This window comes from Metapseudomonas otitidis (genome assembly GCF_011397855.1).
GTDB classification, from domain to species: domain Bacteria; phylum Pseudomonadota; class Gammaproteobacteria; order Pseudomonadales; family Pseudomonadaceae; genus Metapseudomonas; species Metapseudomonas otitidis.
In genome coordinates, this window is record NZ_AP022642.1 from 773,458 (window position 1) to 789,090 (window position 15,633).

Sequence of the window (15,633 nt, forward strand, 5' to 3'; positions counted from 1 at the left end):
GGCGGCAGGGTAGCTGGGGCAGAATCCGACCGTCTAACGACAAAGGATCAATCCATGTCGACAAACGGACAGCAGCGCGGCCCCGCCCGGCTGATCCCCACTCTCGATGCCCTGCCGCGCCCGCTCTACGCCCGTGCCGAGAGCCTGCGCGCCGGCTCCTGGACGCCGCGCCACCGCCACGACTGGGTGCAGTTCTCCTACGCCATCAGCGGCGTGCTCGGCGTGCACACCGCCGACGGCAGCTTCTTCGCCCCGCCGCACTGGGCCGTGTGGGTGCCGGCCGGGCTGGAGCACGAGGTGGTCAGCTCCATGCACGCCGAGATGCGCAGCCTCTACGTGCGCCGCGATGCCTGCGCCTGGGCCCCGGAGCAGTGCCGCGTGCTGGAAGTGACCCCGCTGGCCCGCGAACTGATCAAGGCCTTCTGCCTGCTGCCGGTGGAGTACCCCGAGGGCGACAGCGCCGAGGCGCGCCTGGTGGCGGTGCTGCTGGACCAGCTGCGGGCCCTGCCCGAGGCCGGCTTTTCCCTGCCGATGCCGGCCGACGGCCGCCTGCGGGTGCTCTGCGACGAACTGGCCGCGCAGCCCGACCTGGCCCTCGGCCTGGGGGACTGGGCAGCCCGGCTCAACACCTCGGAGAAGACCCTCAGCCGCGCCTTCCTGCGGGAGACCGGCCTGAGCTTCCGCCAGTGGCGCCAGCGCCTGCGCCTGCTCGCCGCGCTGCAGCCGCTGGAGGGCGGCGCCAGCGTCACCGAAGTGGCCCTGGCCAGCGGCTACGAGTCCCCCTCGGCGTTCATCGCCGCCTTTCGCGGGCTATTCGGCGTCACCCCCGGCGAACTGTTCCGCTGAGCCGCCCGGCGCCCGCCGGGTGGCTAAGCTGAAGCGGTCAAGACCGCGATACAGGGACCGATCATGCTGCGACTGCTCGGCCGGCTGGTGCTGCTCCTGCTGCTGGGGAGCAGCACCTGCCAGGCCGCCGAACCGCTGGAGTTCTCCACCGCCGAAGCCCGCTGGCTGCAGGAGCACGGGCGCATCCGCGTGGGCCTGGAGCGCAAGGGCTGGCCACCGTTCGACCTGATGGGCGAGGACGGCAGCTACCAGGGCATCAGCGCCGACTTCCTGCGCCTGCTCGGCGAGCGCCTCGGGCTCGGCGTGGAGCCGGTCTACTTCGACGACTGGCCCCAGGCCCGCGAAGCCCTGCGCCGGGGCGAGGTGGACGTGGTGCCGTCGGCGGCCAAGACCCCGGAGCGGGAGCGCTGGATGGCCTTCAGCGACCCTTACCTGACCACCACCAGCCTGATCTACTCCCGCCGCGAAACGCCCTACCGCAGCCTCGACGACCTGGCCGGGCGCCGCGTGGCCGTGGAACGCGGCTACGCCATGGAGGACCGCCTGCGCCAGCGCAGCCGCGACCTGCAACTGGTGGAGACGAGCGACACCGAGGCCGCCCTGCGGGCACTCTCCTCCGGCCGGGCCGATGCCTACGTCGGCAACATGATGGCGGCCGGCTACCTGATCCACCGGCTCAACCTCAGCAACCTGGAGGTCAGCGGCGATCCCGGCCTGGCCGGCAGTGCCCTGCACTTCGCCGTGCTCCGCGAGCAGGCGATGCTCGCCGAGCTGCTCGACCATGCCCTGGCCAGCGTCACCAACAGCGAGCGCGAGGCCATCCTGGCGCGCTGGCTGCCCCCCGCCGACAGCGTGGACTGGCACGAGCTACTGGCCCTGGGCTGGCCCTACGGGCTCGCCGTGCTGGTGCTGGTGACCTTCGTGCTGGTGTGGAACCGCCGCCTGGCGGTGCAGGTGGTGGAACGCCAGCGCGCCGAAGCCGAGGCCCAGCGCCAGCGCAGCACCCTGCAGGCGCTGGTGGACGCCATCCCCGACCCGATCTGGTTCAAGGACACCGGCGGCCGCTACCTCGGCGCCAACCAGGCCTTCGCCGAACTGATCGGGCAAAACCTCGACGGCCTGGTGGGGCACACCGATGCCGAGCTGCTGCCCACCGAACGTGCCCGCCTGCGGTTGATCCAGGACCAGGCCGCGCTGGCCATGAGCCGGCCCATGGAAAGCGAGGACTGGGTGCTCCAGCGCGACGGCCGCAAGCTGCTCTACGCCACCGTGCGCGCCACCTTCGACGATGAAGACGGGCACCTGCTGGGGCTGGTGGGCGTGAGCCGCGACGTCACCGCGCGCAAGCAGAGCGAAGAGGCCCTGGAGCGCGCCAAGGAACTGGCCGAAGAGGCCGCGCGGCTGAAGGCGGACTTCCTCGCCAACATGAGCCACGAGATCCGCACGCCGATGAACGCCATCGTCGGCATGACCCACCTGGCCCTGCGTGCCGGCCCCGAACCGCGCCAGCGCGACTACCTGGAGAAGATCCGCCAGGCCAGCCAGCACCTGATGGGGCTGATCAACGACATCCTCGACTTCTCCCGCATCGAGGCCGGCAAGCTGGAGGTGGAGCAGATCGACTTCGACCTCACCCTGGTGCTGGAGAACCTCGCCGCCCTGGTGGGCGAACGGGCGGCTGACAAGGGGCTGGAACTCATCTTCCGCATCGACCCGCAGGTGCCCCGGCACCTGGTGGGCGACCCGCTGCGCATCGGCCAGATCCTGATCAACTTCGCCAACAACGCGGTCAAGTTCACCGAGCGCGGCGAAGTGGAGGTGGCCGTGCGCGGTGAACCGCGCGACGGCGGCTGGCTGCTGCAACTCTCGGTGCGCGACACCGGCATCGGCCTGGACGCCGCCCAGCAGGCGCGGCTGTTCGAGTCCTTCCAGCAGGCCGACACCTCCACCACGCGGCGCTACGGCGGCTCCGGCCTCGGCCTGGCCATCTGCCGGCGCCTGGCCGAAGCCATGGGCGGTGATGTGGGCGTGGACAGCCAGCCCGGCGAGGGCAGCCTGTTCTGGTGCCGCCTGCTGCTGCCCATCGCCCCCGAACAGCCCCAGCCGGACCTGCTGCGTCCCGACCTGCTCGGCCTGCGTGCCCTGGTGGTGGACGACAACCCCAGCGCCCGGCGTGCCGCCAGCGACCTGCTGGCCAGCCTGGCGCTGCGGGCCGAGCACTGTGGCGACGGCGACACCGCCCTGGCCCGCCTGCAGGAGGCCGACGCCCAGGGCAACCCGTTCAGCCTGGTGATACTCGACCGCCATATGCCCGGGCTCGATGGCCTGGAGACCGCCCGGCGCCTGGCGGCCCTGCCCCTGGGCAAGACACCGTGGGTGCTGCTCGCCAGTACGACAGGGGAGGGCGAGCCCAGCGTCGACGTCATCGACCAGTACCTGGAAAAGCCCCTCACCCTGCCGCGCCTGCTGCATGCCATCCACGCCTGCCAGCTGCAGCGCCAGGCCGCCGCGCCGCGCAGCGAGGCGACCCACATGCCGCAGTTCGACGGCCAGCGCGTGCTGCTGGTGGAGGACCACCCGCTCAACCGCGAGGTGGCCGGAGAGCTGCTGGAGATGGCCAACCTCCAGGTGGACCTGGCGGAGAACGGCCTCGACGCCCTCGACCGCCTGCGCTGGCAGCCCGACGGCCACTACGCGCTGGTGCTGATGGACATGCAGATGCCGGTGCTCGATGGCCTGGAGACCACCCGCCGGCTGCGCCAGGAAGGGCGCTTCGCCCGCCTGCCGATCATCGCCATGACCGCCAACGCCCTGGCCGACGACCGCGAGCGCTGCCTGGCGGCCGGCATGAACGACCACATCGCCAAGCCCATCGAGCCCCGCGAACTGTGGGGCACCCTGTCGCGCTGGCTCGGCCCCCGCCCGGCAGCGGTTCCGCTCGTGGCGCCGCCGCTGCCGGCCTGGCACCTGCCGGGGGTCGACATCGCCGACGGGATACGCCGCGCCCTCGGCCGCGAGGACGCCTACCGCCGGCTCCTGGTGCGCTTCGCCGAGGGCCAGCGCGACTGGGGCCAGCGCCTGCGTGCAGCCCTGACCAGCGGCCAGCGCAGCCTGGCCGAGCGCCAGGCCCACGACCTGCGCGGCCTGGCCGGCAGCCTCGGGGCCCATGGGCTCAAGGCTCAGGCCGCCACCCTCGAACAGGCCCTGGCCGATGCAGCGGAGCCGGAGCGCATCGAACCGCTGCTGACCGAGCTGGAACCGCCACTGCTGGCGCTGGTCGGAGCCATCGAGGCCCTGCAGCGCGAGGCCGCTGCGCCGCCCCCGGCAGCCCCCGACGACAGCGCCGCGCTGGCGCGCACCTGCCGCCAGCTCGCCCGCCTGCTGGAGGAGGACGACCCACGGGCCGCGCGGCTGCTCGACGAGCAGGCCGGAATGCTGCGCAGCGCCTTTAATGAAGGCTACGGGGCCCTGGAATCGGCCGTGCGGGCCTATGACTTCGAGACAGCGCACCAAGCGCTGCGCGCGCTGGCCGACCAGCGCGAAATCACGTTATGACGAGGTGCCGTGATGACCGGGATGCTGGACAGACCGGAGCGTGAAGTGGTGCTGGTGGTGGACGACACGCCCGACAACCTGGAGCTCATGAGCGAGCTGCTGATGGACCGCTACCGGGTCAAGGTCGCCGGCAACGGCGAGAAGGCCCTGCGCATCGCCGGCGGCCGGCAGCCGCCGGACCTGATCCTGCTGGACGTGATGATGCCGCAGATGGACGGCTACGAAGTCTGCGCCCGGCTCAAGGCCGACCCGGCCACCCGCGACATCCCGGTGGTGTTCCTCACCGCCCGGGGCGAGGCGGCGGACGAGCAGCGCGGCTTCGACCTCGGCGCGGTGGACTACATCACCAAGCCCATCAGCCCGCCCATCGTCCTCGCGCGCATCCAGGCCCAGCTGCAGCTCAAGGCCAACGCCGACTTCCTGCGGGACAAGAGCGAATACCTGGAGCTGGAGGTGCGCCGCCGCACCCGCGAGATCAGCCACCTGCACGAAGCCACCATCGAGGCCCTGGCGAACCTGGCCGACCTGCGCGACAACCCCGCCGGCAACCACCTGGTGCGCATCGAGCTGTACATGCGCCTGCTGGGCAATGCCCTGGCCCGGCAGCAACCGGCCCTGGCCGACGAGCTGACCCCGGACAAGGTGGCGCTGATGGCCAAGTCGGCGCAGCTGCACGACATCGGCAAGGTGGCCCTGCCGGACCGCGTCCTGCTCAACCCCGGCGCGCTGGAGGGCGACGACCTGCGGCTGATGCAGAGCCACACGCGCCTGGGCCGCGAAGCCCTGGAGCGCGCCGACCGGCGCCTGGCGGGCGGCGAGGGCGAGGGCTTCCTGTGCTATGCCCGGCAGATCATCCAGTCCCACCACGAGCGCTGGGACGGCGACGGCTACCCCGACGGCCTGCGGGGCGAGCAGATCCCCCTGGCGGCGCGGCTGATGGCGGTGGCGGACCACTATGACGAACTCACCGCACCGCACCCGTACCGCCCCCGGGTGGGCGGCGACGAGGCGATCCAGCGGATCAGCGCCGCCAGCGGCAGCCACTTCGACCCGCTGGTGGTGATGGCCTTCCTCGAAGTGGCCGACGGCTTCGCCCGCATCGCCGAGCGCTACGGCGACGACGAGGCGGCCCTGGAAGGCGAACTGCAGCGCCTGGAAACCTCCCTGGCGGAAACCATCGAGCTGACCTTGCCCGAGGAGCAGACGCCGCCGGTGGACGCCTGAGCCCGTCGGCCGGCGCCGCTCAGAACAGGAAGTAGCGCTGCGCCATCGGCAGCACCTCGGCCGGTTCGCACCAGAGCAACTGGCCGTCGGCTTTCACCTGGTAGTTCTGCGGGTCCACCTCGATGGTCGGGGTGTAGTCGTTGTGGATCAGGTCCTGCTTCTGCACGCTGCGGCAGCCCTTCACCACGCCGATCTTCTTCTGCAGCCCCAGCTGTGCGGGCACGCCCGCCTCGAAGGCGGCCTGGCTGATGAAGGTGATGCTGGTGGCATGGCGGCTGCCGGCGTAGCTGGCGAACATCGGCCGGTAGTGCACCGGTTGCGGGGTGGGGATGGAGGCGTTGGCGTCGCCCATCAGGCTCGCGGCGATGGCCCCGCCCTTGAGGATCAGCGTCGGCTTCACGCCGAAGAAGGCCGGGCGCCAGAGCACCAGGTCGGCCCACTTGCCCACTTCCACCGAGCCCACTTCGTGGCTGATGCCGTGGGTGATGGCCGGGTTGATGGTGTATTTGGCGATGTAGCGCTTGGCGCGGAAGTTGTCGTTGCCGTGGCCGTCGCCGGGCAGCGCGCCGCGCTGCTTCTTCATCTTGTCGGCGGTCTGCCAGGTGCGGGTGATGACCTCGCCGACGCGGCCCATGGCCTGGCTGTCGGAGCTGATCATGCTGAAGGCGCCGAGGTCGTGGAGGATGTCCTCGGCGGCGATGGTCTCGCGGCGGATGCGGCTTTCGGCGAAGGCCACGTCCTCGGCGATGCTCGGGTCCAGGTGGTGGCAGACCATGAGCATGTCCAGGTGTTCGTCGATGGTATTGCGGGTGAAGGGCCGGGTCGGATTGGTGGAGCTGGGCAGCACGTTGGAGAAACCGCAGGCCTTGATGATGTCCGGGGCGTGGCCGCCGCCGGCGCCTTCGGTGTGGTAGGTGTGGATGGTGCGGCCCTTGAAGGCGCCCAGGGTGGTTTCGACGAAGCCCGACTCGTTGAGGGTGTCGGTGTGGATGGCCACCTGCACGTCGTACTGGTCGGCGACGCTCAGGCAGTTGTCGATGGCCGCCGGGGTGGTGCCCCAGTCCTCGTGCAGCTTGAGGCCGATGGCGCCGGCCTTCACCTGTTCGATCAGCGGTTCGGGCAGCGAGGCGTTGCCCTTGCCGGTGAAGCCGATGTTCATCGGGAAGGCGTCGGCGGCCTGGAGCATGCGCGCCATGTGCCAGGGGCCGGAGGTGCAGGTGGTGGCGTTGGTGCCGGTGGCCGGCCCGGTGCCGCCGCCGATCATGGTGGTGACGCCGCTCATGAGCGCCTCTTCGATCTGCTGCGGGCAGATGAAGTGGATGTGGGTGTCGATGCCGCCGGCGGTGAGGATCATGCCCTCGCCGGCGATCACCTCGGTGCTGGCGCCGATGGCGATGGTGACGTCGGGCTGGATGTCCGGGTTGCCGGCCTTGCCGATGGCCGCGATGCGCCCGTCCTTGAGGCCCACGTCGGCCTTGACGATGCCCCAGTGGTCGATGATCAGCGCGTTGGTGATCAGCGTGTCGACCACCTCGGCGGCCAGCAGCTGGCCCTGGCCCATGCCGTCGCGGATCACCTTGCCGCCGCCGAACTTCACTTCCTCGCCGTAGGTGGTGAAGTCCTTCTCCACCTCGATCCACAGGTCGGTGTCGGCCAGGCGCACCCTGTCGCCGACCGTGGGGCCGAACATGTCGGCGTAGGCCTGTCTGCTGATCTTCATCTGCGTTCTTCCTGTTGTTTAAAGGTCGCCCATGACGCGCCCGGCGAAGCCGAACACCCGGCGCGCGCCGGCCAGGTCCACCAGCTCCACCTCGCGGCTCTGGCCCGGCTCGAAGCGCACGGCGGTGCCGGCGGGGATGTTCAGGCGCATGCCACGGGCGCTGGCGCGGTCGAAGGCCAGGGCGTCGTTGGTCTCGAAGAAGTGGAAGTGCGAGCCGACCTGGATCGGCCGGTCGCCGGTGTTGGCCACGGAGAGGGTCAGGGTGCGGCGGCCGGCATTGAGTTCGATCTCGCCGTCCTGGATCTGGTATTCGCCGGGAATCATGGTCAGGCCTCGAAGAGCGTCTTGTAGTAGATGGCGTTGGCCCGGTAGGTCCCGTCCGGGCCGCAGGCGTAGTCGGGCAGGCCGCCGATGCAGGTGTAGCCAAGGCGTTGGTAGAGGGCCTCGGCGTCGCTGCCGGCTTCGGTGTCCAGGTACAGCAGGCCGCGCCGGGCTGCCAGGGCCTCGGCCTCCAGGTGCTGCATCAGTGCCTGGGCGATGCCCTGGCGGCGGGCGGTGCTGAGCACCAGCAGCTTCTGCACCTCGGCGCGGTTCAGCCCGTTGGGCTTCTGGCACAGGCCGAGCTGCACGCTGCCGAGCAGCCGGCCCTGGCGCTGTGCGATCCACAGCCACTGCGCGCCTTCGGCCAGGGCCTGCTGCACCTGGTCGAAGTAGGCCCCGGCTGCGTCGGCATCCAGGTCGGCGAGGAAGCCCACCGAGGCGCCGTGGCCGACGCTGTCCAGCAGCAGGGCCACCAGCGCCGGGCGGTGCCGGGCCAGGCCGGCGGCGTCGAGCCGGTCGATCTGCAGGGCCGACGTCACGGGGTTTCGTCCAGCTGGCGCTGCATGAAGGTCAGGTCCAGCCAGCGGCCGAACTTGCGCCCCACCTGGGGCATCTGCCCGGTGACGACGAAGCCGAGGCGCTGGTGCAGGTGGATGGAGGCGCTGTTCTGCGTCTCGATGGCCGCCACCATCACGTGCAGCCCGGCCTCCTGGGCGCGGTGCACCAGGGTTTCCAGCAGGTGCCGGCCGATGCCCTGGCCGCGCAGGCCCTCGCGCACGTAGACCGAGTGCTCCACGGTGTGGCGGAAGCCTTCGATGCTGCGCCAGGTGCCGTAGGTGGCGTAGCCGAGCACCTCGCCGGCGGGGGATACCGCCGCCAGCACCGGGAAGCCGGCGGCACGGCGCTCGGCCAGCCAGGCCTGGCGGTTGGCCAGGTCCACCTGGGTTTCGTTCCAGATCGCCGTGGTGTGGGCCACGGCGTCGTTGTAGATGGCGAGGATGCCGGGCAGGTCGGCGTCCCGCGCGTCGTGGATGACGTAGGGCATGGCGACCTCAGGCGATGGGCTGGTGGACGGTCACCAGCTTGGTGCCGTCGGGGAAGGTGGCTTCGATCTGGATCTCCGGGATCATCTCCGGCACGCCTTCCATGACCTGTTCGCGGGTCAGCAGCGTGGTGCCGTAGTGCATCAGCTGGGCCACGGTCTGGCCGTCGCGCGCGCCTTCCAGCAGGGCGGCGGAAATGAAGGCCATGGCTTCCGGGTAGTTGAGCTTCAGGCCACGGGCCAGGCGCCGCTCGGCCACCAGGCCGGCGGTGAAGATCAGCAGCTTGTCTTTCTCGCGGGGCGACAGGTCCATCTCAGGTACTCCAGATTCGCGGGGGCTTGGCCTCGCGGCCGAGCAAGGCAGGGCGCAACAGGCGCCAGAGTTCGATGAGCCAGGCACGGGCCTGCAGGGCCTCGGGGGCCAGGCAGCGGGCCAGCACCAGGCCGGGCAACTGGGTTAGGTCGCCGCGTCCGCCGCACGGCTGCTCGCGGCAGCGTTCCAGCAGCTCGGGGGCGATCTCGCCGGTGGCGATCAGGGTGGCGAACACCGGGAAACCGGCCAGCCCGATGGGGGAGTCGAGCAGGCCGTCACCGCCTTCCACCCGTTGCCGTTCATGCCACAGCAGGTGCCCGTCGCGACGGATGTCGAGGGCGGCCTGGTAGTGGCCGTCGACGAAGCGCTCGCCCGCCGCGGGGCGGCCGAGGGCCACGATGTCCCAGTAAAGCAGACGGGCATCGCCGTGCAGGTCGATGCGGCTGTGCAGGTCGGCCTGGGCGCCGGCGTAGAGGATGGTCTCCTGGGGCAGCCATTCCAGGGTCGCGCCGGGCTCGACGGTGAGCTGCAGGTCCTGGCGGGCCGGGGCGGTGGCGCGGTACCACTTGGCCGCGCCGGGGCTGGTGAGCTGCACCCAGCTGGCCTCGCCGGCCCGGGCGCGGATGTCCAGCCGGTCGCCCCCGGCGATGCCGCCGGGCGGGTGGACGATGATGTGCTGGCAGACTCCGGGGCCTTCGGCGTGCAGGTGCTTTTGCACCCTCAGGGGGCCGAGGTGGCGGCGCAGCACCGGAATGGTGCGTTCCCCCTGGCGGGCATAGGCCAGCTCCAGTTCGGCGGGCCAGCTCGGCGTGAACGGGGTGGCAGGCAGGTTCATGGGGCGGTGGCGCTTCTCGGAATAGTTGACCGAGTGGGCAAGCAAGAGGCGTGCCCTGAACTGATTCGGTGCAGGTGGGTGTCCGCGCTGATCGGCGTCCTGGCTTTTCAGATGGCCACCAACCCCCTCACCCCTTCGGCCTCCATGTGTTCCCCGCGCCCCTGCTGGATGACTTCGCCCCGGCTCATCACCAGGTACTGGTCGGCCAGTTCGGCGGCGAAGTCGTAGAACTGCTCCACCAGCAGGATGGCCATGTCGCCGCGTTCGGCCAGCGTGCGGATCACGGCGCCGATCTCCTTGATCACCGAGGGCTGGATGCCTTCGGTGGGCTCGTCGAGGATCAGGAGGCGCGGCTGGCTGGCCAGGGCGCGGCCGATGGCCAGTTGCTGTTGCTGGCCGCCGGAGAGGTCGCCGCCCCGGCGGTGTTTCATCTCCCGCAGGACGGGGAAGAGTTCGTAGATGGATTCGGGGACGGCCCTGGCGTCACGGGCGCTGAAGCGGGAGAGGCCCATCAGCAGGTTTTCCTCCACGCTGAGGCGGCCGAAGATCTCGCGGCCCTGGGGCACGTAGGCGATGCCGGCGTGTACGCGCTGGTGCGGCTTGAGCCCGGTGATGGCGCGGCCCTCCCAGTTCACCGTGCCTTCCTTGGCAGGGATCAGGCCCATGAGGCATTTCAGCAGGGTGGTCTTGCCCACGCCGTTGCGCCCGAGCAGGCAGGTGACTTCGCCGATCCGGGCTTCGAAGGAGAGGCCGCGGAGGATGTGGCTGCCGCCGTAGTACTGGTGGAGCTGGTCGACTTTCAGCATGTCGAGGTCCTTGTCTGTGCGCAGGGTGGATGGGAAAAGGCGTCATCCACCCTGGGGTTCGTTCCTCAGCGGCCGAGGTACACCTCGATCACCTGTTCGTTGGCCTGGACCTGGGCGAGGGAGCCTTCGGCCAGGACGTGGCCCTGGTGGAGCACGGTGACGTGGTCGGCGATGGTGCCGACGAAGCCCATGTCGTGCTCCACCACCATCAGCGAGTGCTTGCGCGCGAGGCCCTTGAACAGTTCGGCGGTGAACTCGGTCTCGGCGTCGGTCATGCCCGCCACCGGTTCGTCGAGCAGCAGCAGTTGCGGGTCCTGCATCAGCAGCATGCCGATCTCCAGGAACTGCTTCTGGCCGTGGGAGAGCAGGCCGGCGGGGCGCTGGCGCGCGCTGTCCAGGCGGATGGTGGCGAGCACCTCGTCGATGCGGTCCTTCTGCTCGCCGGTGAGCCTGGCGCGCAGGCTGGCCCACACCGACTTGTCGGTCTTCTGCGCCAGCTCCAGGTTCTCGAACACGCTGAGCGCCTCGAACACCGTGGGCTTCTGGAACTTGCGGCCGATGCCGGCCTGGGCGATCTCGACCTCGCTCATGCGGGTGAGGTCGAGGGTTTCGCCGAACCAGGCCTGGCCGGTGTCGGGGCGGGTCTTGCCGGTGATGACGTCCATCAGGGTGGTCTTGCCGGCGCCGTTGGGGCCGATGATGCAGCGCAGCTCGCCGACGCCGATGTACAGGTTGAGGTCGCGCAGGGCCTTGAAGCCGTCGAAGCTGACGCTGATGTCCTCCAGGGTGAGGATGGTGCCGTGGCGGGTGTTCAGCCCCTGCCCGGCGGCCTGGCCGAGGCCCAGGGCATCGCGGCCGCTGCCGGCGTCGCGGTTGGGGTCGAGGATGGGTTCGAGCATGAAGTCCGGGGTGGCGCGCATCACTTGTCCTCCTTCTTCAGCAGGCCGATCACGCCCTTGGGCAGGTACAGGGTGACGAGGATGAACAGTGCGCCGAGGAAGAACAGCCAGTACTCGGGGAAGGCCACGGTGAACCAGCTCTTCATGCCGTTGACCAGCCCGGCCCCCAGCAGCGGGCCGATGAGTGAGCCGCGCCCGCCGAGGGCGACCCAGACGGCGGCCTCGATGGAGTTGGTGGGGGACATTTCGCTGGGGTTGATGATGCCCACCTGGGGCACGTACAGCGCGCCGGCCAGGCCGCAGAGCACGGCCGACAGTACCCAGATGAACAGCTTGTAGCCGCGCGGGTCGTATCCGCAGAACATCAGCCGGTTCTCGGCGTCGCGCAGGGCGGTGAGCACCCGGCCGAACTTGCTCCGGGCCAGGCGCCAGCCCAGCAGAAGGCTGGCCACCAGCAGGGCGACGGTGGCGAGGAAGAGCACGGCGCGGGTGCCGGGGGCGGTGATGTCGAAGCCGAGGATGCGGGTGAAGCCGGTGAAGCCGTTGTTGCCGCCGAAGCCGGTCTCGTTGCGGAAGAACAGCAGCATGCCGGCGAAGGTCAGGGCCTGGGTCATGATCGAGAAGTACACGCCCTTGATCCGCGAGCGGAAGGCGAAGAAGCCGAATACCAGGGCCAGCAGGCCGGGGGCGAGCACCACCAGGCACAGGGCCCAGAGGAAGCTGGAGGTGCCGGCCCAGTACCAGGGCAGTTCGTTCCAGGCGAGGAAGCTCATGAAGGCCGGCAGGCCGTCGCCGGCGCTCTGGCGCATCAGGTACATGCCCATGGCGTAGCCGCCGAGGGCGAAGAACAGCCCGTGGCCGAGGGACAGCAGCCCGGCGTAGCCCCAGACCAGGTCCAGGGCCAGGGCGACGATGGCGTAGCAGAGGATCTTGCCCACCAGGGTCAGGGTGTAGGCCGAGACCTGCAGCGGGCTGTCGGCCGGCAGCAGGTGCAGCAGCGGCAGGGCGATCAGCACGGCGAGCACCAGGGCACCGACGCCGAGGGTGACTTTCGGGCCGGCCTTTTGCGCGGCGGTGAGGGTCAGGGGCTGGTTCATCAGTCGATCACCCGTCCTTTCAGGGCGAAGAGGCCCTGGGGCCGCTTCTGGATGAAGAGAATGATCAGCGCGAGGATGAGGATCTTGCCCAGCACGGCGCCGATCTGCGGTTCGAGGATCTTGTTCGCCACCCCCAGGCCGAAGGCGGCCATGACGCTGCCGGCCAGTTGGCCGACGCCGCCGAGCACCACCACCAGGAAGGAGTCGATGATGTAGCCCTGGCCCAGCTCCGGGCCGACGTTGCCGACCTGGGACAGGGCCACGCCGCCGAGCCCGGCGATGCCGGAGCCGAGGCCGAAGGCGAGCATGTCCACGCGGCCGGTGGGCACGCCGCAGCAGGCGGCCATGTTGCGGTTCTGGGTGACGGCGCGGACGTTGAGGCCCAGGCGCGTGCGGTTGAGCAGCAGCCAGGTCAGCGCCACCACGAACAGGGCGAAGCCGATGATGACGATGCGGTTGTACGGCAGCACCAGGTTGGGCAGCACCTGGATGCCGCCGGAGAGCCAGGCCGGGTTGGCCACTTCGACGTTCTGCGCACCGAACACCACGCGCACCAGCTGGATGAGGATCAGGCTGATGCCCCAGGTGGCCAGCAGGGTTTCCAGCGGGCGGCCGTAGAGGTGGCGGATCACCGTGCGCTCCAGGGCCATGCCGATGGCGGCGGTGACGCAGAAGGCCACCGGCAGGGCCACCAGGGGGTAGAGGGCGAGCAGGTCGGGGGCCAGGCGCTGGAAGGCGAGCTGCACCACGTAGGTGGTGTAGGCGCCGAGCATGAGCATTTCGCCGTGGGCCATGTTGATCACCCCGAGCAGGCCGAAGGTGATGGCCAGGCCCAGGGCGGCCAGCAGCAGGATGGAGCCCAGGGACAGGCCGCCGAAGGCCTGGCCGAGCACTTCGCCCAGCATCAGCCGGCGCTTGACCTGGGCCAGGCTGGTTTCGGCGGCGGTGCGCACGCTGGCGTCGGTTTCCACCGACGGGTCGAGCAGGGCTTCGAGGCGGGTGCGGGCCAGCGGGTCGCCGGTCTCGCCCAGCAGGCGCACGGCGTTCAGGCGCACCGCCGGGTCGGGGTCGACCAGTTGCAGGTTGGCCAGGGCCAGGGACAGGGCGTCGCGCACGGCGCCGTCCGCTTCGGCCACCACGCGGGCATTGAGCAGGGCGAGCTGCGCGGGCTTGGCGCTCTTCTGCAGTTCGCGGGCGCCGGCCAGGCGCAGGGCCGGGTCGCTGGCGAGCAACTGGTGGCTGGCCTGGGCGGTGATCAGCAGGCCGCGCAGTCGGTTGTTCAGGCGCAGTTTCTTCGGCGTGCCGGCGGGGGCGGCGTCACCTTCGAGGGCCTGCCAGGCGCCTTCGCGCTCGACGAACGCCTGCTTGGCGTCGATGGCGAAGCGGCCCTGCTGCAGGGCGTCCAGCAGGGGCTGGCGGGCGGCGTCGGGCTCGGCGGCCCAGCGTTCGAGCAGCCGGGCCTGTTGCGTGGGGTTGGCGGCGGCGAAGTCGTTGGCATCGCCGGCCCGCGCGGCCAGGGGCAGCAGCAAGGCCAGGGCGAGCAGGATCCGGTAGAGGGCAGGCATGGAGGCTTCCTTGGTGGCACCGTGAGCCCCCTCTCCCTGGGAAGGGAGAGGGATGGGAAGCGGCGGCGCGCAGCGTCACCGCTCCCTGGCCCCTCTCCGCAGGGGAGAGGGGAGTCGGTCAGTTGCTCTTCACCGCGTAGTCCGGCTTCTTGTCGTTGCCGGGGATGAAGGGGCTCCAGGGCTGGGCGCGCAGGGGGCCTTCGGTCTGCCAGACCACGGAGAACTGACCGTCGTCCTGGATCTCGCCGATCATCACCGGCTTGTGCAGGTGGTGGTTGGTCTTGTCCATGGTCAGGGTGTAGCCGGAGGGGGCGGCGAAGGTCTGCCCGGCGAGGGCCTCGCGGACCTTGTCGACGTCGGTGGTGCCGGCCTTCTCGACGGCCTGGGCCCACATGTGGATGCCGACGTAGGTGGCTTCCATGGGGTCGTTGGTCACGGCGGTCTGGTAGTTGGGCAGGTTCTTGGCCTTGGCGTAGGCCTTCCACTGCTCGACGAACTTGCTGTTGACCGGGTTATCCACCGATTCGAAGTAGTTCCAGGCGGCCAGGTGGCCCACCAGCGGCTTGGTGTCGATGCCGCGCAGTTCCTCCTCGCCCACGGAGAAGGCGACCACCGGCACGTCGGTGGCGGCCAGGCCCTGGTTGGCCAGCTCCTTGTAGAAGGGCACGTTGGAGTCGCCGTTGACGGTGGAGATCACCGCGGTCTTGCCGCCGGCGGAGAACTTCTTGATGTTGGCGACGATGGTCTGGTAGTCGCTGTGGCCGAAGGGGGTGTAGACCTCTTCGATGTCCTTGTCGGCGACGCCCTTGCTGTGCAGGAAGGCGCGCAGGATCTTGTTGGTGGTGCGCGGGTAGACGTAGTCGGTGCCCAGCAGGAAGAAGCGCTTGGCGCTGCCGCCGTCTTCGCTCATCAGGTATTCCACCGCCGGGATGGCCTGCTGGTTGGGCGCGGCGCCGGTGTAGAAGACGTTGGGCGAGAGTTCTTCGCCTTCGTACTGCACCGGGTAGAACAGCAGGCCGTTGAGTTCCTCGAACACCGGCAGCACGGACTTGCGCGATACCGAGGTCCAGCAGCCGAAGACCACGTCGACCTTGTCCTTGGTCAGCAGCTGGCGGGCCTTTTCGGCGAACAGCGGCCAGTTGGAGGCAGGGTCCACCACCACCGGTTCGAGCTTCTTGCCGTTCACCCCGCCCTTGGCGTTGATTTCATCGATGGTCATCAGCGCCATGTCCTTGAGCGAGGTCTCGGAGATGGCCATGGTGCCGGACAGCGAGTGCAGGATGCCGACCTTGATGGTCTCGGCGGCCTGGAGGGTGAAGGGGAACAGGCCGGTGAGCACCAGTGCGCTGGCGGCGAGGGTGGACTTCAGGAACGGACGGCGCTTCATGTAAAGCCTCCTTGGCTGTTCAT

The 15,633-nt window shown here is 70.0% G+C and carries 14 protein-coding genes; 3 read left to right on the plus strand and 11 right to left on the minus strand.

What is annotated here, in order from left to right:
- Positions 1-54: 54 nt before the first annotated feature.
- The 3 genes from PotMrB4_RS03685 (at position 55) to PotMrB4_RS03695 (ending at position 5,625) form a co-directional block, all read left to right on the plus strand.
- Positions 55-846, plus strand: coding sequence for an AraC family transcriptional regulator (locus tag PotMrB4_RS03685; RefSeq protein WP_172432542.1), 792 nt, complete (start codon positions 55-57; stop codon positions 844-846).
- Between the two features lie 63 nt (positions 847-909).
- Entirely contained in the window at positions 910-4,401 is a 3,492-nt protein-coding gene (locus PotMrB4_RS28350) for a response regulator (RefSeq protein ID WP_172432543.1), read from the plus strand.
- Between the two features lie 12 nt (positions 4,402-4,413).
- Positions 4,414-5,625, plus strand: a complete 1,212-nt coding sequence (locus PotMrB4_RS03695) for a response regulator (protein ID WP_172432544.1) — start codon at positions 4,414-4,416, stop codon at positions 5,623-5,625.
- Positions 5,626-5,644: 19 nt separating this feature from the next.
- Here the strand turns inward: PotMrB4_RS03695 and ureC are convergent, their stop codons facing one another.
- From ureC to urtA, 11 genes are all read right to left on the minus strand, one after another.
- Positions 5,645-7,345: an urease subunit alpha gene (gene ureC / locus PotMrB4_RS03700; RefSeq protein WP_172432545.1), complete on the minus strand. Its 1,701-nt coding sequence runs from the start codon at positions 7,343-7,345 to the stop codon at positions 5,645-5,647.
- A gap of 18 nt (positions 7,346-7,363) precedes the next feature.
- Positions 7,364-7,669 carry an urease subunit beta gene (locus PotMrB4_RS03705; protein ID WP_044411111.1) on the minus strand — a complete coding sequence of 102 codons (306 nt, stop codon included), beginning with the start codon at positions 7,667-7,669 and terminating at the stop codon, positions 7,364-7,366.
- Positions 7,670-7,671: 2 nt separating this feature from the next.
- Positions 7,672-8,205, minus strand: coding sequence for a GNAT family N-acetyltransferase (locus PotMrB4_RS03710; RefSeq protein WP_172432546.1), 534 nt, complete (start codon positions 8,203-8,205; stop codon positions 7,672-7,674).
- Positions 8,202-8,711, minus strand: coding sequence for a GNAT family N-acetyltransferase (locus PotMrB4_RS03715; RefSeq protein WP_142012491.1), 510 nt, complete (start codon positions 8,709-8,711; stop codon positions 8,202-8,204). The genes PotMrB4_RS03710 and PotMrB4_RS03715 overlap by 4 nt, the downstream gene beginning before the upstream one ends.
- A 7-nt stretch (positions 8,712-8,718) precedes the next feature.
- Entirely contained in the window at positions 8,719-9,021 is a 303-nt protein-coding gene (locus tag PotMrB4_RS03720; protein ID WP_044411119.1) for an urease subunit gamma, read from the minus strand.
- A gap of 1 nt (position 9,022) precedes the next feature.
- Positions 9,023-9,856: an urease accessory protein UreD gene (locus PotMrB4_RS03725; protein WP_142012489.1), complete on the minus strand. Its 834-nt coding sequence runs from the start codon at positions 9,854-9,856 to the stop codon at positions 9,023-9,025.
- Positions 9,857-9,963: 107 nt separating this feature from the next.
- A complete protein-coding gene (gene urtE, locus PotMrB4_RS03730; RefSeq protein ID WP_074973796.1) occupies positions 9,964-10,662 on the minus strand; it encodes an urea ABC transporter ATP-binding subunit UrtE in 699 nt (232 codons plus the stop codon).
- Positions 10,663-10,727: 65 nt separating this feature from the next.
- Entirely contained in the window at positions 10,728-11,582 is an 855-nt protein-coding gene (gene urtD, locus PotMrB4_RS03735; RefSeq protein ID WP_044411125.1) for an urea ABC transporter ATP-binding protein UrtD, read from the minus strand.
- On the minus strand, positions 11,582-12,658 hold the full coding sequence (gene urtC, locus PotMrB4_RS03740; protein WP_044411128.1) for an urea ABC transporter permease subunit UrtC: 1,077 nt from the start codon (positions 12,656-12,658) through the stop codon (positions 11,582-11,584). Before urtC ends, urtD begins: the two co-directional genes overlap by 1 nt.
- The gene (gene urtB / locus PotMrB4_RS03745; protein ID WP_142012485.1) at positions 12,658-14,223 is read right to left on the minus strand and encodes an urea ABC transporter permease subunit UrtB; all 1,566 of its coding nucleotides are present in this window, start codon (positions 14,221-14,223) and stop codon (positions 12,658-12,660) included. The genes urtC and urtB overlap by 1 nt, the downstream gene beginning before the upstream one ends.
- 118 nt (positions 14,224-14,341) lie before the next feature.
- Complete coding sequence (urtA, locus tag PotMrB4_RS03750; RefSeq protein ID WP_172432547.1) at positions 14,342-15,610, minus strand: urea ABC transporter substrate-binding protein; 1,269 nt, start codon at positions 15,608-15,610, stop codon at positions 14,342-14,344.
- Between the last annotated feature and the right edge of the window lie 23 nt (positions 15,611-15,633).